The following is a 24,474-nucleotide window of genomic DNA, read 5'->3' on the forward strand; positions in this document are numbered from 1 at the left end:
CTACAATGCGGACGTTAAGATATTCCTCCTATTACCTTCTGACCAAGCTGTCTTTGCTTATGGGTATTCTTATCTTCTGCCTGACCCTGCTTCTTTCCGTTGGCCATTATCACAACTACATTCATTTACGAATGAACACCTACCACGACATGCTCAATGTCATTAAAAATATTTACCTGTTAGAGCTTGTCGTCAAAAGTGAACGTCAACTGACTTCCCTCTCAGCATTACTGGACAAAACAGACATAGAGAACGGCCAGTCTGCCATTAATCACACCTGGCCAATTGTGCATAAAATCAAGATGGAGGCTGATCATTATATCTACTTCTATAACGCACAGACCGGGAACATTGACAGCTACCCAGAGTGGAAGAGACCTGACGACTTCGACCCGGTTACCCGTCCTTGGTACGCATTGATAGAACAGCCGACCGACAAACCGTCATGGATTGGCCCCTACCCGGAATTTGGCAGCGATAAACCGGTCATCAGCCTGGGACAGACCATTGTATCGACCGATGGACGCACACTTGGCGTATTGTTGGTGGACATGTCGTTGGATTCCATCCACTGTGTCATGGAAAGAGTATCCGGCGGGTTAGACGTCGCGATCTTTATGCGCTCAAAAGAAAATAACGAGATGATCTCTGTCATCAATGAACAGCTGTTAAAGATTGAGCATATTATCCCTAATGATAATTCTGTCGCGCTCAGTGGGTTAACGCAGGGTGCACTTATACTGTATTCATTACCCTACCTTCCCTGGGAAATCGGGTTATACATTCCTGCCCACCGTTTCAGGCAGGCTTTTATGAATGAACTGGTTATTCAGGTCTTACCCGTAACAGCCATCACACTCATCACTTTTCTGGGCATTCTGTTCTTACTGAAGATTTTTTATCAGGAACTCAGACTAGTTGAAAAAGAAGTCCGCCGATTAGGTAAAGCAGCTCAGCCACACTCCGTTGCCTTACCGTTTTCTTCCTGGTTTGTCGAAAAAAGCCTCAAAGCCCTGAATAAAAAACACCAAAGCCAGTATCAGACATTACGACGAGATCCATTAACCCGCGTTTTAAACCGGCGCGCCTTTGATCAAGATAAAAAGGTGTTATTAACGACTAATCAATCTTATGCTCTGATCCTGATCGACATCGATCATTTCAAGCACATCAATGACAGTTGGGGGCATCAGTTTGGCGACACCGTGCTTTGCCGCATTGCCGAACTCATCGCGTCAGTCGTCGGAGAAGATCACACCTACAGGATCGGCGGCGACGAATTCGCATGTATTGTTCCTGCTGACGTTGAACACCTTGAATCAACCCTAAACAAAATACAGCACTGTGCCAGCCACCAGCAATGGCGCGAGACAGAATGTCCGATTACATTGAGCATGGGGGCGGCAATGGGGCCCGACGAGCCAACGACTCTCTTTCAACAAGCCGATGCCGCGCTGTACCAAAGTAAACACATGGGCCGAAACTGCTGGCACCTTTCAGCAGACCAAGCTGACAACCAGACGCCACAGTGACCCATTAATAGAGTTCAACGGCAGGTTCGTTCGAGTCCAGCACGTACTAGTCAAACCGACTACGGCTATTAGCCCTCGCCTCAGAGAAAATGAAATTGTACCAGCCACAGTGTTTACCAGTACAATCCATTCCTATTGATAGAATATATCAATAAATATCTCTGCTGCTGCGAGCCAAATAACTAAAAGGCGTGTTGCGGTTCAGGAATAGTCTTGAAGGTAGCGTCAAATACGCTTCGGTCACCTTCCGACAGGTTAACTTGAAAACCCACTGCTCTCTCATAAAAGTCGTGAGCTTTAGCGTCTTCTCCAACAATGTGGCAGGCATGACTGAATACGGCATTCGTGAAGGCCTGAACCCAATCAGCCCCTTGACCATCAAAATATTCAAACGCTTTTTCTGCATATTGAACACTCAACGAAGAACCATTTACACAAAGTGCTCTTGCAACGGCCAAATAAGCCAAATGTTTGTTCTCTTCCGTCCCTATTTCTGACCAATGAAAGAGTGAAGTAAACGAAGCGGTTAAAAGCCTTTGCTTGTCTTCATTACTCAAATCACCCTCTGAAAGTGACCAGAATTCGTTGTTACTCTCTATCGCAAAATAACGATGAAAACGCGAAACATCTTCCATATTCGGCTTAGCCATAAAACATCCTTATTATTAATTTCATAATTACTTTCAGAAAAATATCAAATGGACACACTAAAACATACCTTTAAAGTATATTAAGAAAGATTTATCCATTCTGACAATGGCCTAAATTACCATACCTACACTTTTAATTTCACAGCAGGATAGATACATTGTCACTGTAAATATTAATACCAGAAAACCTCAGTGAACTTAGTAGATATTGAAAGAAAGTCTACTCACGACATTATCTATAAATACATTTTCTGATTTTCATCACATTCCATATGTTCATTCATGAAGTAATTCTAATACCACTATGTGTGAATGGCTTATCACTTCATGTCAGAAAATTTGGAATCTAACCATAATGATAAAAGATGAGAAAGAGGTATCGAGTCATTTATGAGTTTCAACTAAAACTGAGCTTTTATTTTTCTTACGAAGGCATCAACTCGAGCTTGTGATGCATTTTCACTCTTATAAAACGACAACATTTCAAACTTACATCGCTTTGCACATGCGCCCAATAGAGCCACTTTCAGTACCCTTTTCACAGGCTGCCAAAGTACAAACTTGTCCACCCACCAGGGGGAACCCAGTGTTGTTATCACCTTTACTTCTTGAAGGTTGTCTAAACAAGGTGTAATCGCGCCCAAATCTGAAGCATGATTGTAGGCATGCCCCGGAGCCCACACACGATCAAACCACCCTTTCAAAATAGCCGGGAAACCAAACCACCACGTGGGAAACACCAATACTAGTGATTCTGCTTGCTTCAACTGCGCAATTTCCTCAGCAAGTAAAGTATCATCAAAATCACTTTGATAATAACTCAGCCTCTCTTGCTGAGTTAAGGCTGGAGAAAAGCTATTTTCATACAGATCAAGTAAAGTAATCTCATAACCTTTTGACTGTAGGTGTTCAATCGTATGTTTTGCTAAATAGTGACATAAACTTTCCTTTATTGGGTGTGATACTACTATCAAACATTTCATTTATTTTCCCTTTAACTTTTAACAACGATACTGTTTATAGATTAATGGTTACTATCAACAACCAGACATTTTATACATTCTATAATCACAAAGAAAAAATCCACATGGCGTCTTATGAGGCTATACAACATTTATCATAGACGCCATCAGTGTTATAAACTTAACCAGCACATGGGTTGGTAATGGATATATCGACTATATTTATCGTAGACTCGATGAAAGAAATACTATCTTTACTCCCTTCACGCTTGTAGCTGTTTTTTGCAGTACCTTCCAAACCAATATACAAATTATCAAATAACTCATTAAATCTAATATCTATCCGTTTACCAACACTGATATTGAACCTCTCAGATGAATATGATTTAGTCGATTCAGATGTAAAATACTCATAGTTAAAATAACCATCATTGATTGCATTCCCACAAAGATAATCTGCAAACATGAAGTCTGAATAAGAATTCTGGCTTCCAAAACTATCTTTTTGACTTTTCAGTTCTCCAGAGCTAAGCCAAAATCCGTTAACGTTATCATCAATAAGGACGGTATAGGTAACGAAATCTCCTACGAGTACATGGCTAATTTCTTTTGAGGTAGTATTGTCGTTAACTCTAGTTACGATTCCTTCTACGGTAACGTATACTGGTTCAGCACAAATGCTGAATGATACGAAGAGTAATGCAAATCCTATTTTATTCATTTTAATCCCTTGTAACAAATAATCGAATGAAAGAAAAACAGTGAAAAGATGACATCAGTTAACCTTAAGCATGTATCTTAAATCAACTACATCCCTTAGATACTGTCATGGTAATACTCGGCAACAAAGAAAATAGTTAGCCTGTTTCAATCTAGCACAGTTTTTAAAAAATCAAACAAATAAGATAGAATATTAAGTTGAATTTCTTACTGATAAAAACAACCTTTATTACAAAGGCATTACCACTTCATTAAAAATCACGTCTGTAATTCTTATTTATTAATAGAAATATAATTATATGATTTCATAAAAACTAAAAAATATTAAATGGCACATAAGTAAAACATTTCAGGACAGTACTAAAATCCAAAATTACACATGTGCCAAATAGCTATTAAACGCTTCACTTGCTTAGTTAGTCAAACACAGGCCTGAAAAAACTGCGCTCATAGCTGACTATACAATTTGTTTTTTCAGCAAACTTAATAGCGGCTATGCATTCATTATCTTTAAAAGAGTCGTTCCGATATGACTCATACTCCGCAAGGCTCGGAAAAGTAAACAGAGCAAGAGCGACGTTGTTAGCACCTTCAGATGGTAGAAAATAACCATTATGCTGACCACCAAATTTGGCGACAAGCGGTATCCACATTTTTGCGTATTCTTCAAACTCACTGACCTTCGCAGGATCAATGATATATCTCAGGTAACACGTAACCATTTAATGAACTCCTTTTCGAAATTTCAGATGCTCTGCCAGCGTATAACCCACGCTACGAAAGCTTGCACTAAAAAAGCCTCTGTACGTTTCAATACTTAACCCAAAGCAGACAAAGAAAGCAATGAGTACCCATCGCTTCTGAACGCGTTATCAGGTCATTTCTACAGATATGTCCCGACAATAGACATACAATGTTGAACTGTACTTTCTTTTTCGCCTACTGGCGCCACATAGTGAATTGCAGCTTCGGCGTGTGACCTCCCCGCAAGCTTACACAATACCCATGTTGCTAAATACTGCGAGGATAAACAGCCACCTGCTGTTGCCAGGTTACCTTTTGCATAGAAAGGCTGCTCTAATACTTTGACACCCGCCTCGATAACCCAAGGTTTTGTTGTCAAATCTGTACACGCTGGAATTTGGTCTAGTAAACCCAACATTGACATCAGTAACGTTCCAGAACATTGCCCACCGATTATCTGCTTTTGCGGATTGAGGTTGAACTGCGATAACAATTGACTATCTTGCGCTATATCCCGTGTAAACACACCGCTACCAAACAGCACCGCGTCGGCAGTATGAGTAAATTCTAATGGCTGTTGAGCGCGAATGGTCACACCATTCATTGACGTAACAAACTCAGTGGGACTTGTAATTTGTACGTTCCAACCAAACTCTTTCATTCGATTTAAAATGCCGAATGCAACAAACGAATCCAACTCATTGAAGCCATCAAAAGTAAGCACCGCGATGTTCATATTGATCTTCCTTTTCCTGAATCCACATTTGGCCAGTGAATGCCAAACAGTGGGAATGACTCTTAACTACTTTGCTATTCCTGTACTAACTTTTGAGTGTAATGCTCAAAGGCAACACGCTACCGCCCCCTTGGATGGCGTCATTGCCTCCGGCTAGAACACAAGTTACCGAATGACAGTACAGTGTATCCACAACATCTGACAATCATGACTAGCACCCACAATATGCATGACAACACATAACATTAAAACCCATTATTGGCTTTGTTGACTAAATCGGCGTGAACTTTTCTGACATTCAGTGATGTGATCTTGCGACATTTACTGACAGGCCACCTCCATGGGAAAAAACACTTACCGGACAGATACCTGGAAAGAGTACAACCAAGCACAGATTAACCGCGGTTCACTGACATTCTGGATCGACGAGGAAACGATTTGCGCTTGAGTATGCTCTGAGCATCACGGTAAACGTGGACGCCTATTAGTACTCAGGCACCGCGATCATGACGGTGCTCATGGTGATGCTGCTTTTCAATATGTCACTTCGTGCTGTTCAAGGCTTCATGGAGTCAGTGTTTTCTCTGATGAAAGTACCGCTTACCAGCCCGAATTACAGCAGTATCATCAAACGAGCGAAAACGGTCGATATTCCCATCAAAATGCCTGCTCGAGGTGAAATTCGTCATCTTGCCATTGACGCAACTGGCCTGAAGGTTTTCGGTGAAGGTGAATGGAAGATGAAAAAACATGGCAAGGAACAACGCCGTGTCTGGCGAAAACTCCATCTTGTTGTTGATGCTGATAACCATCAAGTCATCTGCGAGGAACTCTCGTTATCAACCGCCACCGATGGCGAAGTCATGCCAATATTGCTCGACCAAACTTATCGTAAGATCAGACTGATATCAGGTGACGGCGCTTATGATACCAGGCTGTTCTATCAAGCGATTCAACGGAAGAAAGCACAACCCTTTATCCCTCCCAAAGTTGGAACAGCATACTGGGATCACGGTCATCCCAGAAGTGATGCGGTTGCAAACCAGCGTATTCACGGTAGCAATGAACACCCTCCAGTCGCTCAATCTCAGAAACGGTGATGCCGAGATATAAGCGGCTGCTGGCTCAACTTTAAACCAGCGTGATTACAACACTCAGGTCGGGGAAGTGCTTGCTGCAGTCCGTGCGTTGAACAAATTAACAAGGCTGGTATGCCCGTAACCCACAAAGTTAGATAAATCATGACTTATGTTGGCTAGATCTGCCGGCTTTCTGATTTGATCAACAAAGCCGACATCTGGTCAAAACTACATCAAACTGAAATCACGTCTCTTAGTGTTTGCAACTTTCAAGTTTACCAATTTTTCCGAGATATACGGAAAACCACTACGACTAGCGCTTTATTTTTTGGATATCCATACTCCCCTTCACTCATTGTTTTGTGAAGGTAGTCTATCGTAAATTCATTTCCAAATTCTTCTTCAAGACCAACTAACCGGCTTTCTAGTAGATCGCTCTCACTCAGTGCGCCATTGCCCTTTGTTAATGTACTTACGGCAGCAATATATCCAGTCTGGAGCCTGTTTTCTGATATTCCTTCTATCGCTAAGGCTTTTATTCTCTTTGCTTCTTTAATCAACTGAATTGAAAGCAGAGAGCGCTTTACTTCTACAACATGCCTTAAGTTACCTGTTTTTCTGCTGGTAATCACTAAATCAAGCTTTCCTGCGACCCTGAGATCATCTGGTGATGTCGGAAGTGACACTTTAAGTTTATCTAATACGTGTATGACTGGCATCTCCAGACGATAACCAATATTAGGGAAGAATTCAGATAGTGCCTGACCAATGTGGACATTTAAATAGTACTCAGGCATTTTTCGTATATGAACGGCGGAATATTCCATTGCATTACGTGCCGCATGTTCCAAAGCATCGAGCATAACTCGCTGTATAGCTAAAGTTGTAGCTTTACTCATAAATTTTTCCAACGTGATTGAATATCCGCCGACTCAGTAGACACTAAATAACCTTTCTTCATATCGCTTTTCATACTCTACAGACGACAACTGATTATTGGAACCATGTCTACGTTTAACGTTGTAAAACATCTCGATGTACTCGAAGATTTCCATACGAACTTTTTCCCGCGTGGCGTAGACATTTCGTTTTATTCTTTCTCTTTTTAGTAACTGGAACAAGCTCTCTGCTAAAGTATTGTCATGGCAGTTGCCCCGACGACTCATGCTTGATCAAGTCCATACTGTTTTAAGAACCTATCCCAATCATGGCTGGTATACTGGCTTCCTTGATCGGAATGTACGAGCACGTTTTCTTTAGGTAAGCGTCGCTAAATCGCCATCAAAAACGCATCCATAACCAGCTCTTTGGTAATTCTGCTTTTCATTGACCAACCAATAACTCGTCGGGAAAACAGAACAACTACTATGGCAAGATATAGCCAGCCATCGTGCGTTTTTATATATGTAATGTCAGTTACCCAAGATTGATTCGACGAATTTCGGCACTCTCATCATATTTGGCTTGATATTGGTGAACTCTGGGCCGTACGTTTAATCTAGGGATAAATACTATGTTTTGTTGTTCCTAGACGATAAACCACATCAGCCACGCAATGACCTTTTTCAGTAACCAGTTTGACGGCTTCAACTTTGAATTCTTCTAGATATCGCTTGCTGCTCATAAGCACCTCTCTGCTAGTCCATTGTCTAACTAAGGGTGTCTATCAAGTTGATGGCTATTCACCTACCCCAAAAAAGGGGGGCTGCGTTTTATCGAGGTTTAACTCAGCACTAAAGAAACGAACAAATAGTCTTATCTGATATCCGATGAGCTTAGAACAAGATTAGAGCCGGGATGGGAGAAGGCACAGGCGGCGGCGACCACCTATGCCTTTAAAGCGAGATTGTATTAACCGATTAGAGCAGGAATACCCGGAAGCTGGCCAACGACAGCAAGGGAGCCAGCGCAAATGATAAAGGCAATACCAGGAATCAGGTATTTATCTTTGCTCGATAGCTCGTTGGCGCGCTCATGGTCGCCGATAAGTCCGAGGTTATCCAACAGCATAGTGATTGCCCAACCAAAGACTGGGTTAACGAATGCACAGGCAAAAATACAGATACCTGCACTGAGTGAATCTTTATGCTTATGGATCATCTGCATACCCGCTTCAAGAAGTGGTAAGAATACACCAACAATTAGCGCAACGCGTAGAACAGGCTCCCACATTGCTAGATCCATCGGGTAACCAATTACTGCCGCGGCAATACACATTAAGCCCGTTAACAGCGCGCCACCAGGAATAGGACGTTTGGCAATTGCGGCTGGAATCATGTACGTCCCCCAAGAAGAAGCTAGGTTACCGCCACCCAATAGTGAGCCTACACCCTGACGAACAGATGCTCCGACCATCGTGTCGTCGACATCCATTAATACGCCTTTTGCTTCTTTTGGGTAGTTAAGTTCTTGAAAAACACGATGACCGAGGTAGTCAGGAGACCACATAGCGACGGCTAGCAGAGCAAATGGAGTAACGGCAATAAAGTGCTCTAGGGTTGGCCAGCCTAGTTGCCAACCGGTATTTTCACCCCACCAGTAGAATGGACTGAAATTAGGCAAGCCCGGCTTAGTGGTAAAAGCAAACTCGGCGCCCATCACATAAGCGACAATCCCCGCTAGTGCAGAACACAGTGGGATGGCCAACCAACGTTTGTTGATCTTGGCTAAGTAGGCATACACCATAACCGTTAGACCAATGACCACAAACGAAATGTACCCTTGATCCGTACTTGCAGCCCACGCTTCAGTCTTATTAATCTGTCCGATCAACCCCACTGCGCCGAGGTATATCAGCAACCCACCTCGAACCCCAACGCCAGTCAGGGTCATGAGTTTAGAACCACCTTTAGTCAAAGCGAGAATTAAACCAAAAGCACATACCATCAAACCGAGAGCCAGAGGATGTCCCCCTGCTGCAGCAATCAGAGGAATCAGCGGTATCATTGGGCCATGGGTACCGGCTAAGTTTGCGTTCGGGTTTAGGATGGCAGAAAACAGGATAACAAACAGAGCGCCCGCGATAAGCAGTTCGTAACGCACGTTTTCTGCAACGAACTCCGGAGATAAACCGAACTGAACAGCAAAGGCGGAAACCATGGCGGTTACCATCACCACTTTACCAATGGTTGCTGCTAATGCAGGTACCCAGTCTTCGATTTCAATACTGTAATCACGTGATGGCAGATGAATCCCCCAGCGACGAAAGCTCATGACGGTTAAATCATGGTTTAGAAAATCTTCTCGGTTTTCAAATTCATGCGGTTTTTTGCGCACATCCCTGTAAAAAGTCTTACCTGTATCAGACATTGAGTTATCCTTTTCATGTTTCGAAGTTGAACTATGTCAATTGGAGTTTCGCTTGGTATACAGACCCTCGACCAATACGAGACGACATCCTAAGTGCTATCGAGCACCTTTATTGATTTGAGCTTATTAAGCATGTGTTTCTACCGGTAGGAATATTAGACATTAGTCAAAGAGCAACAAAACTCTCACTTATTAAACATAAATTTAACATCGCATTGGTCGTATTGAACTTTGGGGAGTAATTTTACTAATGCAAATACGTATGAATGGAATTAAATAGATTTCATATCTCTAAATGATTTCGGGGCAAAAGTAAGTTAGACATGGCAGATCAAGATGATGTCTGCTCAAATCGTGCCAGACACATTGCTGAATTAACAATTATCACATAACCTCAGGTATGGAAAAATCGCTTAACTCAGTGTCAAGTATGAGGGTGCAGATCAGAGCCTCATCGCCTTTCTTTTCCTATCGTTTTCGATGATACTCTTGCACATTATTGTTTAGTTGGAAAACTTCATGCCTCAAGCAAATTCCGTGGTAGTACTTGACTTTGAAACCACTGGCCTTTCTCCTAATTTGGGTGACCGCGCAATTGAAATCGGTGCGGTTAAATTAGTCAATGGTGAAGTTGTCGATACTTTTCAGCAACTAATGAATCCTGGCTTCAGAGTGAGCTCATTCATTGAAAGTTATACTGGTATCACCAATAACATGTTACGTACAGCACCAAGCTGCGACGAGGTGATGGCATCGTTTAGTGAGTTCATTCTCGATGAGAACCTTATAGCTCATAACGCTTCGTTCGATAAACGATTTCTAGACGCAGAGCTTGAGAGAATCAACCGTGGTTATTCAGGAGAATTCGCTTGCTCCTTACTGGTGGCAAGACGACTGATTCAAGGTGCACCGTCACACAAACTTGGTGAGCTCGTTCGCTACAAAAACATCGACAACGATGGTGTTTTTCACCGAGCATTAGCCGATGCACAAATGACAGCCAAACTCTGGCTTCTAATGGTAGATGAATTAGAGCAATTAGGTATCGCCAAGCCTAGCTTCCAGTTTATGAAAACCGTTAGTAAAACAGCAAAAGGGAACGTGAATCTGCTACTCGCTAAAAGTCGTGCTTAACTCACTCTTACTCAAATACTTTTTGATAAAACTTTGAAAAGTATTTGATTTTAGGGTCTTCGACGTTTAAGTGAATTTCAAAAAATCAGCGACAAGGTTCGCCATCAATGTCGCGTATTTCTAAATCACAACAATCTTGACCCATTAAAAAGCATTATTGGACAATTTTGAGTTAGACCTCTTGCTCTACATATGTAACATCAGAGGAATTAGAGTACCCTTACACCTGAAATCAAGGGAGTTGATGACCTAGCTATCTAGATCATCTAACCTGAATCTTACCGATCTCATTGCTACGGCTATATAAATACTTCGGATGATATATCCAATATATATTTGGGTTATCAGAGTCTCGCGATATCCACAACTCAAGCTCTCCAGAATGAATAACAATACGCAATGTGGTTCTATCTACTGGTCGAGTTTTATTGGTAGAAATGTATATCTGATTTTTTAATGCACTGATCAATCTTTTTTCATCAAACTCAAGAGTTGTGCCTACGATAAAACTGTATTCACTCAACTGCTCTGACAGTTCATTTCTAATCATACGTTTAAGAAACAGTAATGAAAAAAAGCTGACCAACATGACACAAAACAATAGAATTATGACTTGCTTTCTTATCTTCCATTCTTTGAATAAAGCAGTAAAGAAGATTGTAAAAACACATACAGGGATAAGCGCATGTACAACCACATGCCATGTGTCAAATAGCTTGATCATAAATAACCTTATTACATAAGTCACCAGACCTCAATGTGTGTAATTTCCATTGCGCTTTATCCTTGAAAATTTACATCAATGAGAGATATGGTGACTTCTTAAGCTCATTTTCTGAAAAACATTACCAATTATAGGTATCACTTCTTCAGAGAGTAAAGTAAGCCAATAATCTATTGATTAAAAAGGGGCTCTAACTTCCCATCCCAATTAATGGTATTTACAACCCACTCATTTTTTGACTTGTAGAAAATACAATTACACCGCATAGCGTGATATTAAAACTTAATAGCATAAGTGTGCATCACAAAGCTTGAACCAGCTTTTCGGGTTCCAATAAACTCAGTTCCCAATGCAGAACCAGATCTAAATGTAAATAGTTCAAACTGAGACATTCCTTGGTGAACAAGCTTATTAATTTCTTCTTGATTAATCGGCCAATGCGGTACTAGAGTGTCTGCTAGATATTTCATTTTACCTTTCTCGAACAACTTAGCTGAACTATGACATAGTTCTTTGATACCATCTAAATCTGGCACACTAGCGGTTACTTTTGTGGCAATTCCTAACAATAAAATCGCAATATAGACTCTCAAGATCAATGCTCCCTTTATCTTGAACTCTTAATCGACCTCAGCATGCATTCTTTGAATGCAGCTTGCTAACACCATTAACAATCAATATGCAACTAGGTTGGATTAAATACAAGTTTGATTAAGAAATAGTGAGAGCACTGATTACAATTTTTCAACCCTATCTTTTGATTTACGTATAAATTCCTCTATATCGGAACATTTCTTGATTTTTTAAGTCTCAACTCACTTATACGCTGTTTACTGTCAAACTAACCTGACCTGCTCCCCGCTTTCTAATCCAGCTAAAACTTAGTAATGTTCATCTTATAAAAAGGAAGGTGAATATGAAGAAGCAATTCAACGAACAGCAGATCATTGCCATTCTCAAGGAAGCGGAAGCGGGTCTGCCCTTCAAAGAATTATGCCGCAAGCACAATATTTCCGATGCCACATTCTACCTATGGCGTAAAAAGTACGCGGGCATGGATGTTTCCGATGCCCGTCGCTTGAAAGCATTGGAAGATGAGAATGCCAAGCTCAAGAAGCTCTTGGCGGAATCCATGCTTGATGTTGATGCTTTAAAAGCGGCTCTTAACCAAAAGTATTGACCGTCGGAGACAAGCGCAAGGCTGTGCATGCAATGCAGGAAGTCACCACGATTTCGGAGCGCAAAGCCTGTCTGCTCGTCGGTATAAATCGCGCATCGATGAGATACCAACCTCAATCTAAAGAGAGTGATGTGGAGCTGTCGGCTCGTATACAAGAACTGGCACTAGAGAGAAAAAGGTTCGGATATCGCCGTATTCACCATCTTCTTCGGCGGGAAGGGACAGAGGTTAATCATAAGCGTATTTACCGGTTATACCGAGAGTCTGGACTGACCGTCCGTAAACGGAAGCGAAGGAAATCATTATGTGTCGAGCGAGAGCCACTTTTACTTCCCTCACTGCCCAACCATACCTGGTCGATGGACTTCGTCATGGATGCACTCAGTTCTGGTCGTAGGATAAAGTGCCTCACTATCGTTGACGACTTCACAAAGGAGTGCCTGGATATTACTGTTGCATCAGGAATTTCTGGAGATGAGGTGGTCGCCATACTTGAGTCTATTGCAGCTTTCCGTGGTTATCCTGAGACTGTTCGAACAGATCAGGGGCCAGAGTTTACGGGTAAAGCCCTCGACCAATGGGCTTATAATCATGGTGTCATTCTGAAGCTGATACAGGCTGGTAAGCCAACCCAGAATGCTTATATCGAAAGCTTTAACGGCAAGTTCAGGGACGAGTGTTTTAACGAGCATCTGTTCAGAGACTTGAGCCATGCTCGTAAACTGATCAGTGACTGACGCATTGACTACAATGAAAATCGGCCGCACTCATCAATTGGATACCTAACTCCCTCTGAATTTGCAGTACTGACACGTTCAGGGCTAAACAGTAACGTAACTGACATTACTAAAGAAGTGCTGGATTAATTATTGGGGGCAGGTCAAACCTTCACCGGTAAGAACCGCTTAATCAAGTATCTAACTCATTTTGGGGCAAAACTGATTTAGCCGTTTTTATTACATCACCTCTTGACCACCTAATGTGACTTAACATCTCGTTGAAATAGCTACATGACTTTCATATTGAATATGTTTACAACACAAATATCCTTACTACTGCTACATCAGAATCTTTAAGTAGGCACTGAGGTGTCATTTCTAATACCTTACTGTTCACTTAATTGAAAACAGAAAATCAAAAATCATATGGCCAACCCGTCTCATCCAATGGCATGTTGACCCTACGACTTACCACGGAAACTGTTCTAGAAAGCATCTATTTATTGTTGGATAGCAAACGCACATCAACCGTGCCGTGTACCTGGCATACATGCCGTAACACAACATCTCAGTGTAAATGATTAACAATAAGCCCAAGAAACCCGCTTCTAATGGAAACCCTGATTCAACCAGCTAACGACTTCACATCAGTCTCAATATTTTGAAAGGGCTTTATGTAAGACTAGAAAGCACACAGCTTTTCCCATTTACTCCCATTTTCCCATTTAATCCCAAGGTGGAACAAAAACCACACTGAACTGAGACAGTAAAGATAGCTTAAATACTGACGTGTTTTTGCCCACACCACCTTAAATTACTGTATAAGACAGTTATATCAATGTGATGATCATAAAAAATTCATCACAAATATTCGCCTTTATTTCTCGCTAAACCTGGATTGCCTTGATCTCCTACCTGTTCAAAAATTAACAAAAAAACCATTATTTATCAATATTTTAAAATCATCTCCATAATCCCATTCAGCCGGACAGAATCCAAAATGAGACTGGAACTGACACACAAAAAACACTTGCATCAATATCCGAACACAACTACTGTATAGACATACAGCATGTATAAATAAACACTGTGAGGATGATGGACTATGGCAGCTTACCTTGAACACTTACATTCAATCTCTGCTTCTCAAGCTTATAAGGCAACTTTTACGGCGCAGACTGCTGCCCCATCGTCTCCGAAAGCTGTTAAATGCCCGATTGAAGTCTGCTTTTCAGACCGTACACAAACGCAACTGGCGTATTTTCTTCGTATCCTGAAACAGGCCAGCGAACAGAATCGTTGGATCATGTTTATCGGACAAGAATCCCTGGTGGATAAGAATTTGCTGAAAAGCGCTGGCATTGATCTGCACAAAGTTCTGGTGCTGACCAATAAGAAAGGAAAGAGTGATCAGGCTCTGATGGCACAAGCACTACGTTCAGGTAACTGTAGCGCGGTAATCGCTACGGGTGAGATTGAAGCCTTCACCAGTACCGATATTCGTGACGCTTCCGATTTTGGTGCCAGCTATGCCTTTGTAATTAATCGTGATAGCAAAAGCCAAATCACTTTTCATTGATCAAAGCGGCACATTTACTCCCTGTTTATAAACTTTTCGTGCCATCCTTTTGATAAAGCCATTTGCAAACGCTGATGGCTTTTTTGATCCAGTACAATGAATAGTGTTTTTAACTACTCATTACGTGACTTACATCACCTTAGGCGTGTAAGTTCATAGAATTACCTCATAATAGACCCGAAAATATCCTGCAATAAGAGATTAATACCGGATAGAAAAATGGATAACAAACTGGGTTTAGGCTCGCTAACCGCCTTAGTCATCGGCTCTATGATAGGTGCCGGAGTGTTCAGCTTACCGCAAAACATGGCAGCGGTTGCCAGTCCGGCTGCGGTCATCATTGGCTGGACTATCACCGGCATCGGAATGATCTTTCTTGCTCTGTCTTTTCAATATTTGGCTGAACAAAAGCCACATATTGTCAGTGGAGTATTTGGCTATGCACAAGCGGGTTTCGGTGACTTTATCGGCTTTTGTTCAGCCTGGGGGTACTGGTTAAGTGCAATGCTGGCAAACGTTTCTTATCTGGTCATCGTATTCAGCACCCTGGGAATGCTTTTCGACCAGCCAGATAACATTTTGTTTGGTCAGGGCAACACCTGGTTGTCAGTCATTGGTTCCTCGGTCTTATTGTGGATGGTTCATTTCCTGGTTAAACGCGGGGTACAGACCGCAGCACTGATTAACCTCGTGACCACGTGTGCCAAACTGATTCCTCTGTGCCTGTTTATCATTACTGCCCTCATCGCGTTTCGCTGGGACATTTTTGTTTTTGACTTCTCGGGTCTGCACTTCGGCGAGAGCCACAATCTGATCACTCAGGTTAAATCCACCATGCTCATTACAGTCTGGGTCTTTATCGGGATTGAAGGTGCTGTGGTGGTGTCAAACCGGGCACGCCATCGCCGTGATATTGGTCGCGCCACTATTCTGGGTCTGCTGACCGCCCTGACTATCTATGTGTTTGTCACGTTATTGTCGATGGGAGTTGTTAGCACAGAGACATTAGCTAGTTACCAAAACCCGTCAATGGCGAAGGTACTGACCGAAATCCTAGGCCCATGGGGAACGTATATTATTGGTGGTGGCCTGCTGATTTCGGTTTGCGGTGCATTTCTCAGCTGGACAGTGCTGGCTTCGGAAGCCCCTTATCTGGCAGCAAGAGACAACATGTTCCCGAAACGCTTTGCGGAACAAAATGAGGCCGGTAGCCCAATCAAATCCCTGATGCTGACAAACGTCTGTATTCAGCTCTCACTGCTATTTGTGATGTTTGCCGGCAGTACATACGACACATTGCTGGCCATCGCCTCAGAGATGATCCTAGTTCCCTACTTCCTGGTAGGAGCCTACACTCTCAAGCTGGCGCTGGAACAAAAAAATCGCGGCAAACTCTTGTTTGTCGGTATTGCCGCCAGCTTGTACGGCCTCTGGTTACTGTATGCTTCAGGCCTGAACTACCTGTTATTATCAGCACTGCTTTACCTGCCTGGGCTGTACTTTTATATCCAGGCTAAACGCGAGCAGAATATAAACCCGTTCGTCGGAAAGGAAAAAACCGCAGCCAGCCTGCTTACTGCGGCGGCCTGCCTGGCTGTCGGCATGCTCTGGCAAGGTATGCTTCATTTATAAGTTGCGCTTAGCAACCCGACTCTGCTTGAGCGCAAAAAGAAAAAGCCAGCACTTATATGCTGGCTTGTTTTTTGGTTGATTGGGCCTGTTACAGCATATGCGCTCTGATTACTTCACCCTGCTCATCCAACAGGATGAGTTTGCACATTGATTTTGATTCGATCTCACCTAATTGTTCATCCTCGAACGCATAGGGAAGCTGGATCGTTAACTCATCAATGTGCTCTGCTCGGGCCAGACGCAACAATCGAATAATATTGTTGGTATCACTCACACTGGTAGATAAAACTTTCAGTGCCTGCAACTGCAATTTTTCAGAGTTTGTCATTCCCGACGGCATTGTCGAAGTCCATGATATTTCAAATGCCGGAACGAGTGACTTTAACGCATCAAACAAAGTCATCCTCTGTTTGCAGGATGCAGATAAGAATGTGGTGTAGTTAAACGTCACATTCTCATGACTTGAGAAATCAACTGATGTTTCCATAATCGTCCTTACAAGAAACATTACTGCTGTTGGTAATCACTCAATGCATCGGGCTGATTACAAACTACCCTGTTTCCACTATACGTCGTAGCATTATTTGATCTATGTCGAATTTATAAAAATATGCAGCGGATCTTCTTTTTAAGTCATCATGTAGCAAATAGAAAATACATAAGAAACAATTGATTAACATCAACAAAACCGACGATAAACTTTTGGCCTTTCTTGATATAAAAGTCAATTTTTGCTAGTACGCTTGGATTTTGGCAGGTAAGCAGCGCTGGCAATTCGCTACATCTCGTCAAACTGCCAGCCTGAACATTTAAAACTGATAATCGGAAGGGATCACGACAACACCATTCGGAGAGACTTTGAAACGTTCTGCATCTTGCTTTTTGTTTACGCCAATTTGGGTACCCGGTGGAATCACAACGTGCTTGTCGATGATACAATTTTCAAGGTGTGCACCATCACCGACCGAGACATTCTCGAAGAGGATGCTGTTAATCACTACCGCAGCATTATCCACACGAACCGTTGGAAACAGGATAGAGTTCTGTACCGAGCCACCGGCGACGACAACGCCGCTTGAAATGATGGAATTAATAAAAATCCCTTCATTGCCCTGTGGTGAAGAAACCGTCCGCGCCGGCGGTAATTGCGGCTCATAGGTTCGAATCGGCCATTCTTTCTGATAAAGATCCATGGGCGGCTGCGGCGATAGCAAATCCATGTTCGCTTCATAGTAGGAATCAATCGTCCCCACATCTCGCCAGTACGCATCCTGACTCACCCGCCCTTCTTCACCACCGAACTGATAAGCATACACCCGCTCGCCATCAATCAATTCCGGAATAATGTCATTCCCGAAATCGTGACTGGAATCCGGGTTCGCGGCGTCTTTACGCAGGGAACGCTCAAGTGCATCCATCGAAAAGATATAAATCCCCATCGAGACCAGACAGGCATCTGGCTTATTCGGGATAGGAAGCGGATCGTCAGGTTTTTCTGTAAATGACTGTATTTTATGATTTTCATCAACAGCCATTACCCCGAAAGCACTTGCTTGCTCACGCGGCACTTCCATACAAGCCACAGTCAGTTCGGCTTCACTTTCAACATGGTGTTTGAGCATTGGCGCGTAGTCCATCCGGTAGATGTGATCACCCGACAATACAACGACATACTTGGCTTCGCTCCGGGTCAACAAGTAGAGGTTCTGATAAATGGCATCAGCCGTGCCCTGATACCAACTGGCACCAGTGCGCATCTGAGGGGGGACGGCTGTGATATATTCCCGCAACTCCGGATTGAAAATCGACCACCCATCCCGTAAATGCTTCTGTAAAGAATGGGATTTGTATTGCGTCAGCACCAGAATGCGTCTCAGGCCAGAATGAAGACAGTTGGTGAGCGTGAAATCGATGATGCGGTATTTACCACCAAATGGCACCGCCGGTTTTGCACGATTATCGGTCAAAGGCGATAATCGCGACCCCACACCACCAGCAAGAATGACGGAAATTGTCTCTTGTTTCATTACTTATCCCCTAACGCTTAATCCATATGAGCACATTTCAAAAACATAAACAGCAAGATTCAGACCAAAATGAGGGAATCGTAACCCAATGATTATTAATAAAAATCCTTCACCTTTTCATCAGATGAGTTTTCAGCGCTTCATTTTGGTGCCTCCAGTAAGAATAGTGCACTAAAAAAGCCCTAATGGCGTATGACCGCACCATTAGGGCTAACTGGTTCATTCAGATTAGGTTTTTGTTGTTATAAGCTGTGTTTCTTTTGCTTGAAGCCCGCTTTATTAGTCAGTTCAGGTTCCCCGCCGTGGAGAACCAGATGACGCTGCACCAGATCGTGGCAGCGCAAACTAAGCCACCAGCATCAAGCGTACCCTCAAGGGCGTTCACCTTCCGCCAGACGACGCTCAATATCGGCTACAACGTCTGGCAAATCCGCAATGGTATCAATTTGGTAATGTGCACCAGAATGGGCAAAGGCATCCTGCGCTTTGGCTCGCGCGGCAGCCAGCGTCGCTTCATCAGACGCTTCAAACTCCGCTTGAGTCAGACCCGCTTCGTTACCGGACAACAGCAGGGCGACCGTCCACATACCGGCATTCAGACCTTCTGTAATACCCGGCACAGAGTCATCCACTTTAATACACGCTTTGACATCACTGACCTGAAGCTCAATCATGTTCTGCAGCACCATGTAAGGTGCCGGACGACCGCCCGCAGCTAAGTCATCAGTTGCAACCGCGCAATCCGGGCTATAACCATTCGCTTTTGCGGCTGGGATGAGAGCGTCCAGCACGACACGCGGATAGCCGGTACATGAACCAATTTTAATGCCCTGCTCGCGCAGACCATCCACAACGGCTTTCGCACCAGGGATCAAATCCGCATGCTCACCGACCTTCGCTACCTGGAGCGGCATGAAGGTTTGATAAATCTTATCGATATCCGCTTTTTCCATCGCCCGGCCAAACTGAGCCTGCCAGCGCTGACTGACACTCGGCAGCGCACCAACCGCCTGAATGTGATCCCACTTACCGAGTCCCATCGGAACACGCGCTTCTTCCAGGGAAATGTCGAAGTCGTATTCACGGCGGAATGCTTCCACAAAAATGGTGGTAGGTGCAAACGAGCCAAAATCAACAATTGTACCGGCCCAGTCAAACATTACCGCCTGAACATACTTAGTCATGGTTCTATCCTTTTCTGTGTGAGGAGCCGCCCCGGGCTAACTGCACAATTATCGGGCAAACTCAGAGTTCAATCTTCTTTGATGTAAATAATGGTGATTCAACTGCCGCTAGCAGTTGTGCTGTAAATCCGATACTTCCCGGATTGCCTGTTCGACAATGTCCAAAGCGTGCTCCAGCTCGCCCCGCTCAATAATCAACGGTGGGCTAAGCTGCAAAACGTTACCCTGTGACACTTTAAAGCTGAGTCCCAGCTCAAGGCAGCGATACAAAATAGATTCGGCTTCATCCAAGGCGCGCCTTTTCGCTTCACGGCAGGTCACCAGCTCGATTCCCCAGAGCAGCCCCATTCCCCGAATGTCGCCAATCAGTGAATAGCGCGACTGCATTGCCCGGAGCCTGTCACGCACGTAGGCCTCATCGTCTTTAACTTTGGCCAGCAGTGATTCCTGCTCAATGACTTCTATCGTGGCCAGCGCAGCGGCGCAGCCCACCGGACTTTTCTCATGGGTGTAATGCCCCAGCGATACCTGTGAAGCCGTGTTGTATTTGTCTTTGGTCAGCATGGCCGCCATCGGGACGATGCCCCCGCCCAATCCTTTTCCAATACAAAGGATATCCGGTTCGATACCAAAAGCCTGATACGTAAACCAGTGACCGGTTCGGCCCATGCCGTTCGGTATGTCATCGATGATCAGCAACACATTGTGCTTGTCACAGATTTCTCGGATACGCTGCCAGTAGGCGCGGCTTGGAATTTGTACATCGGTATTTCGCAGTCCTTCAGCGATAAATGCACCGACGCCGCCCTCTTTTTCGATTACATATTCCAAATAGTCCGCATAGTGCACATCACTGCCATCCGGTGACGGGAAAGCACCCCGGTAGGTGATCGCAGGCGGAATTCGCTCCACTCCGGCCAGTAACGGCCCCATACCTTCACGAAAACACGCTTCCCCGCCGACCGCAATCGCATCCAGGGACGCCCCGTGGAATGAGTCCCACAGCGACACCACTTTGTAATTACCGGTAACATGGCGAGCCAGCTTCAGTGCCATCCCGACAACCGACGTTCCTCCCGGCGCAAACAGTACCCGGTTCAGTTCCCCCCCGGCGATTTCTGTCAGCTTTTTCGCGCAATCAATCGCTGTCTGATTGGTAAACCGGCGCGGTGAGAACGGCAACGCTGCGATCTGATTCTGAATCCGGTTCACCACGTGCGGATGCCCGTAACCCACCTGATGGACATTGTTGCCATGAAAATCCATATACCGTTTACCAGCGGCATCCCGCAGGTAAATCCCTTCCGCTTCAACCAGCGCATCAAGGCATGGCGTTGACATTGACTGGTGCAGGAAATACCGGCTGTCCTGCTCCAGCATTTGTTGGGTCGTGGGGTCCGCAATACTTTGCGTCCAGCGTTGCCGGGCCGGCGTAATATTGGTATCCCCTTCGCTGCGCAGTAACTGTGCCGACAGCGATGATTGCGAGTGGACCTGAGTAGACATGTTCAGAGCCTTTCTTTCCCGTGATTCTTTAAGCCTGCGCTTCGTTGAGTCATGCTTCTTTTATTACCAACGCATCCGTAAATTAATGCGTCTTTACAGCCATCACTTTCAGGCCCAGTACATTGACGCACGAATTGCATCAATCAGGCGGTGCATGTCTTGGTTGTGAACGTCACCGATATTTCCGATACGGAAGCAATCAGCGTTAGAAACCTTACCCGGATAGATAACAAAGCCTTTTTCTTTCAGCAGCGTGTAGAAACGTTTGAAATCATACTCAGCATGTTCCGGTGAGTAGAAAGACGTAATGATGGGTGAATGCAGCGATGCGTCCAGCAGACAACGGAAACCCAGTGATTCCATACCTTCAACCAAAATTCTCTGATTGGTATGGTAGCGCTGATAACGTGCCGCTACGCCACCCTCGTCAGCCAACTCAATCAGGGCCTGATGGAAAGCTCGAACCGTATGCGTCGGTGAGGTAAAACGCCATTTACCCTGATTTTTTTCCATGCATGCCCACTGATCAAACAAGTCCAGAGACAGCGAACGGGCACGACCACGGCATTGTTCCAGTTCCGCCTGCTTGGCTATCACAAACCCGAAACCCGGTACGCCCTGAATGCATTTGTTGGCCGAGCTGATCATAAAATCAACACCCATCACACCGATATCCATTGGGATCCCACCGAAACTGGACATCGCATCCAGAATCATGATTTTGTTTCGGGCTTTTACTACATCACATACCGCAGCAACTGGGTTCAACATACCGGTCGTGGTCTCACAGTGAACCATGGCAACGTGTGTGATGGCCGGATCCTGATCCAGTTGCTGAGCAATATAGTCAGCGTCAGGCTGCGCCACTTCACCGAGATCCAGCACTGTATGGGCAATGTTGAGGTACTGGGCAATCTGGCCGATACGCTCACCATATGCACCGTTATTGATCACCAGTAACTTACCGTCAGTCGGTATGACACTACCAATAGTCGCTTCTACTGAAGCGGTTCCGCTGCCCTGCATCAGGACACTTGTATAACCTTCCGATTCTGTTGCCAGCGCCACCAGTTGCTGACGGATCACCTCTACAACCCCTTTGTTGTATTCATCATCCCAGGTACACCAGTCTTTTAGCATGGCTTCACGTACTGTACGGCTGGTTGACAGTGGGCCCGGTGTCAGCAACAGATATTGATTATCCAAGTTTTCCATTTTTCTCTTCCAATTTTGGACTATACCAGATTGATTAAACTATACCGACCCGGATTATTTTGTGTAAATCCCCGGCCGGGACATTTCACAAAATCTTCATATGTCACTTTCATGACAAATTTGCGCTGATTAGCCGGAATTTGTCGTCAAATCCCTTTCAATAAAATTGTTAGCAAAATGCAATATTCCAATCATCTAACTGTCATCTTTCCTTCCTAGCATCATCCGGGTCGAAAACATCTGGTAAAGACCAGTTTGGTCGCCAATATCATTCATGGAGAAAGAACGATGAAAAACCGTTGGATTATTGCCCCTCTGACTGCAATTGCAGCCCTGACCGCTTCTTCTGCATTTGCAGCTGAGGAACTGACGGTCTACACAGCATTCGAAACTGACATGCTGGCGAACTACAAAAAGACCTTCGAAAAAGCTAACCCAGACATCAAAATCAAATGGGTTCGCGATTCAACCGGTATCATGACAGCCAAACTGCTGGCAGAAAAAGACAACCCGCGTGCTGACGTCGTCTGGGGTCTGGCAGGTTCATCAATGGCGCTACTGAAAGAAGAAGGTGTGCTGAAGCCTTACTCACCAAAGGGGCTGGCTGACGTTCGTCCAAGCATGGTGGATCCACAGGACAACAAAGCCTGGTTCGGTAACGATGCCTTCTTTAATGCGGTCTGTTTCAATGAAATGGTCGCCAAAGCTCAAGGCCTGCCAAAACCGGAAAGTTGGGACGACTTACTCAAGCCTGTTTACAAAGGCCACATCGCGATGCCAAACCCGGCTTCATCCGGCACCGGCTACATGCAGGTTTCCGCCTGGATCCAATCTATGGGTGAGCAACAAGCATGGACCTACATGGAGAAACTGGACAACAACATCGCGCACTACACACATTCTGGCTCTAAGCCATGTGTTCAGGCCGGTATGGGTGAAGTGGCTATCGGCATTTCAATGGCGCTTCGCGGAGCAACCCTGAAAACACAAGGTGCCCCTATCGACATCATCCTGCCAAAAGGCGGTGTGGGCTGGGAAGCTGAAGCCGTGGGTCTGGTGAACACGAAATCTGACGCTGCGAAACGTCTGGTTGACTGGTCAGTTTCGAAAGATGCGAACAAGCTGTACAGTGAGTACTACCCGGTTGTGGCACACAAAGACGTGAGTGCGCCAGTGAAGAATTACCCGGATGTAGAAAAAGCGATGCTGAATCTGGACTTCGGCAAAATGGCAGTCAGCCGTGAAGCCGTGCTGAAAACCTGGTCTGAGAAGTTCGACGCGAAATCTGAGCCTCGCTCATAAACGTTGGCCTAATCAGCACAAACAAAAAAAGCGTGGTGACGACAGTCACCACGCTTTCGTTTTTCTCTTAAACAGTCTGGCAACGCATCATAACTGATAATGCGCATAAGAGAGGCTCACCTGTTGTTCTTGTTGTTGTGCACTCTCTTGCTGCTCTTTGCGGGCATCCAGCTTTGCCAGCTCTTTTTTCATTTCAGACAGCTCACGCTCCATATAAGAGATATTGCGAATTAACATTTGTCTTTCCATGCTTCATTCCTTATGAAGTAAGTGTAACTTTCAGGGCCCCACCTGCCCGCATTCCCAGGTGGCCTCAAAGCATTAATGGATAGACTGGCCTACACCTTTCTGGTCAGTCCCCCCTCAGACATCGACATATTGAAGCTTCCGGGAAACAAAAAACGTGGCTTGCTCGTCATACTGCTTATTTTTGTACAACAAAAAATGCCGCATTCAGCACTGGTTAAGTATGGTCAGCCCGGACAAGATTTTCCATGTCAAAAATGTCTTTTTATCGTAAAACGCTTGTCATTTAAGTGT

20 protein-coding genes and 3 pseudogenes are annotated in these 24,474 nt (G+C 44.4%); 7 read left to right on the top strand and 16 right to left on the bottom strand.

What is annotated here, in order from left to right; genetic code table 11:
* Positions 1-59 precede the first annotated feature (59 nt).
* Complete coding sequence (locus tag C9I92_RS00460; RefSeq protein WP_047886654.1) at positions 60-1,532, top strand: diguanylate cyclase domain-containing protein; 1,473 nt, start codon at positions 60-62, stop codon at positions 1,530-1,532.
* Positions 1,533-1,714: 182 nt separating this feature from the next.
* On the opposite strand, the gene C9I92_RS00465 is transcribed toward C9I92_RS00460, so the two are convergent.
* The 5 genes from C9I92_RS00465 to C9I92_RS00485 all read right to left on the bottom strand — a co-directional run bounded on the left by C9I92_RS00465 (position 1,715) and on the right by C9I92_RS00485 (position 5,344).
* Complete coding sequence (locus C9I92_RS00465; protein WP_047886653.1) at positions 1,715-2,182, bottom strand: hypothetical protein; 468 nt, start codon at positions 2,180-2,182, stop codon at positions 1,715-1,717.
* Between the two features lie 401 nt (positions 2,183-2,583).
* The gene (locus C9I92_RS00470; RefSeq protein WP_047886652.1) at positions 2,584-3,165 is read right to left on the bottom strand and encodes an NAD(P)H-dependent oxidoreductase; all 582 of its coding nucleotides are present in this window, start codon (positions 3,163-3,165) and stop codon (positions 2,584-2,586) included.
* Between the two features lie 160 nt (positions 3,166-3,325).
* Positions 3,326-3,865 carry a hypothetical protein gene (locus C9I92_RS00475; protein ID WP_047886651.1) on the bottom strand — a complete coding sequence of 180 codons (540 nt, stop codon included), beginning with the start codon at positions 3,863-3,865 and terminating at the stop codon, positions 3,326-3,328.
* A gap of 415 nt (positions 3,866-4,280) precedes the next feature.
* A complete protein-coding gene (locus C9I92_RS00480) occupies positions 4,281-4,586 on the bottom strand; it encodes an NIPSNAP family protein (RefSeq protein ID WP_047886650.1) in 306 nt (101 codons plus the stop codon).
* Positions 4,587-4,747: 161 nt separating this feature from the next.
* Positions 4,748-5,344, bottom strand: a complete 597-nt coding sequence (locus C9I92_RS00485) for a DJ-1/PfpI family protein (protein ID WP_047886649.1) — start codon at positions 5,342-5,344, stop codon at positions 4,748-4,750.
* A 340-nt stretch (positions 5,345-5,684) separates the two neighbouring features.
* On the opposite strand from C9I92_RS00485, the pseudogene C9I92_RS00490 reads away from it, so the two are divergent.
* A pseudogene (locus C9I92_RS00490) lies at positions 5,685-6,565 on the top strand (IS5 family transposase).
* 133 nt (positions 6,566-6,698) lie between these two features.
* Here the strand turns inward: C9I92_RS00490 and C9I92_RS00495 are convergent.
* The 3 genes and pseudogenes from C9I92_RS00495 to C9I92_RS00505 all read right to left on the bottom strand — a co-directional run bounded on the left by C9I92_RS00495 (position 6,699) and on the right by C9I92_RS00505 (position 9,732).
* Entirely contained in the window at positions 6,699-7,322 is a 624-nt protein-coding gene (locus C9I92_RS00495) for a hypothetical protein (RefSeq protein WP_047886648.1), read from the bottom strand.
* A gap of 33 nt (positions 7,323-7,355) precedes the next feature.
* A pseudogene (locus C9I92_RS00500) lies at positions 7,356-7,855 on the bottom strand (IS3 family transposase); the annotation flags it as partial.
* A gap of 419 nt (positions 7,856-8,274) precedes the next feature.
* On the bottom strand, positions 8,275-9,732 hold the full coding sequence (locus tag C9I92_RS00505) for a DUF3360 domain-containing protein (protein ID WP_047886647.1): 1,458 nt from the start codon (positions 9,730-9,732) through the stop codon (positions 8,275-8,277).
* Positions 9,733-10,251: 519 nt separating this feature from the next.
* Between C9I92_RS00505 and C9I92_RS00510 the strand changes: the two genes are divergently transcribed.
* Entirely contained in the window at positions 10,252-10,866 is a 615-nt protein-coding gene (locus C9I92_RS00510; RefSeq protein ID WP_047886646.1) for a 3'-5' exonuclease, read from the top strand.
* Positions 10,867-11,128: 262 nt separating this feature from the next.
* Here the strand turns inward: C9I92_RS00510 and C9I92_RS00515 are convergent, their stop codons facing one another.
* Both C9I92_RS00515 and C9I92_RS00520 read right to left on the bottom strand, forming a co-directional pair.
* Positions 11,129-11,590, bottom strand: a complete 462-nt coding sequence (locus tag C9I92_RS00515; RefSeq protein WP_053061913.1) for a hypothetical protein — start codon at positions 11,588-11,590, stop codon at positions 11,129-11,131.
* A gap of 275 nt (positions 11,591-11,865) precedes the next feature.
* Positions 11,866-12,183 (bottom strand): hypothetical protein, encoded by a 318-nt coding sequence (locus C9I92_RS00520; protein ID WP_047886645.1) that lies wholly within the window; start codon positions 12,181-12,183, stop codon positions 11,866-11,868.
* Between the two features lie 323 nt (positions 12,184-12,506).
* Here C9I92_RS00520 and C9I92_RS00525 point away from each other — a divergent pair.
* The 3 genes and pseudogenes from C9I92_RS00525 to C9I92_RS00535 all read left to right on the top strand — a co-directional run bounded on the left by C9I92_RS00525 (position 12,507) and on the right by C9I92_RS00535 (position 16,700).
* Positions 12,507-13,636: pseudogene (locus C9I92_RS00525) on the top strand (IS3 family transposase).
* A 958-nt stretch (positions 13,637-14,594) separates the two neighbouring features.
* On the top strand, positions 14,595-15,068 hold the full coding sequence (locus C9I92_RS00530) for a cell division inhibitor SulA (protein WP_047885470.1): 474 nt from the start codon (positions 14,595-14,597) through the stop codon (positions 15,066-15,068).
* Positions 15,069-15,287: 219 nt separating this feature from the next.
* A complete protein-coding gene (locus C9I92_RS00535) occupies positions 15,288-16,700 on the top strand; it encodes a basic amino acid/polyamine antiporter (RefSeq protein WP_047885471.1) in 1,413 nt (470 codons plus the stop codon).
* A gap of 88 nt (positions 16,701-16,788) precedes the next feature.
* On the opposite strand, the gene C9I92_RS00540 is transcribed toward C9I92_RS00535, so the two are convergent.
* The 5 genes from C9I92_RS00540 to phnW all read right to left on the bottom strand — a co-directional run bounded on the left by C9I92_RS00540 (position 16,789) and on the right by phnW (position 22,623).
* Positions 16,789-17,187 carry a hypothetical protein gene (locus C9I92_RS00540; protein ID WP_047885472.1) on the bottom strand — a complete coding sequence of 133 codons (399 nt, stop codon included), beginning with the start codon at positions 17,185-17,187 and terminating at the stop codon, positions 16,789-16,791.
* A gap of 322 nt (positions 17,188-17,509) precedes the next feature.
* On the bottom strand, positions 17,510-18,727 hold the full coding sequence (gene glgC / locus C9I92_RS00545) for a glucose-1-phosphate adenylyltransferase (protein ID WP_047885473.1): 1,218 nt from the start codon (positions 18,725-18,727) through the stop codon (positions 17,510-17,512).
* Between the two features lie 371 nt (positions 18,728-19,098).
* Positions 19,099-19,911 (bottom strand): phosphonoacetaldehyde hydrolase, encoded by an 813-nt coding sequence (gene phnX / locus C9I92_RS00550; RefSeq protein WP_047885474.1) that lies wholly within the window; start codon positions 19,909-19,911, stop codon positions 19,099-19,101.
* 108 nt (positions 19,912-20,019) lie between these two features.
* Complete coding sequence (locus tag C9I92_RS00555; RefSeq protein WP_047885475.1) at positions 20,020-21,417, bottom strand: aspartate aminotransferase family protein; 1,398 nt, start codon at positions 21,415-21,417, stop codon at positions 20,020-20,022.
* Between the two features lie 108 nt (positions 21,418-21,525).
* Positions 21,526-22,623: a 2-aminoethylphosphonate--pyruvate transaminase gene (gene phnW / locus C9I92_RS00560; protein ID WP_047885700.1), complete on the bottom strand. Its 1,098-nt coding sequence runs from the start codon at positions 22,621-22,623 to the stop codon at positions 21,526-21,528.
* Between the two features lie 297 nt (positions 22,624-22,920).
* Here phnW and C9I92_RS00565 point away from each other — a divergent pair, with 297 nt between their 5' ends.
* Positions 22,921-23,934, top strand: coding sequence for a putative 2-aminoethylphosphonate ABC transporter substrate-binding protein (locus C9I92_RS00565; protein WP_047885476.1), 1,014 nt, complete (start codon positions 22,921-22,923; stop codon positions 23,932-23,934).
* An 87-nt stretch (positions 23,935-24,021) separates the two neighbouring features.
* Here the strand turns inward: C9I92_RS00565 and C9I92_RS25310 are convergent, their stop codons facing one another.
* The gene (locus C9I92_RS25310) at positions 24,022-24,183 is read right to left on the bottom strand and encodes a hypothetical protein (RefSeq protein ID WP_157038321.1); all 162 of its coding nucleotides are present in this window, start codon (positions 24,181-24,183) and stop codon (positions 24,022-24,024) included.
* Positions 24,184-24,474: the final 291 nt, after the last annotated feature.

Origin of the sequence: Photobacterium ganghwense, assembly GCF_003025595.1 — a bacterium.
Classification (GTDB): domain Bacteria; phylum Pseudomonadota; class Gammaproteobacteria; order Enterobacterales; family Vibrionaceae; genus Photobacterium; species Photobacterium ganghwense.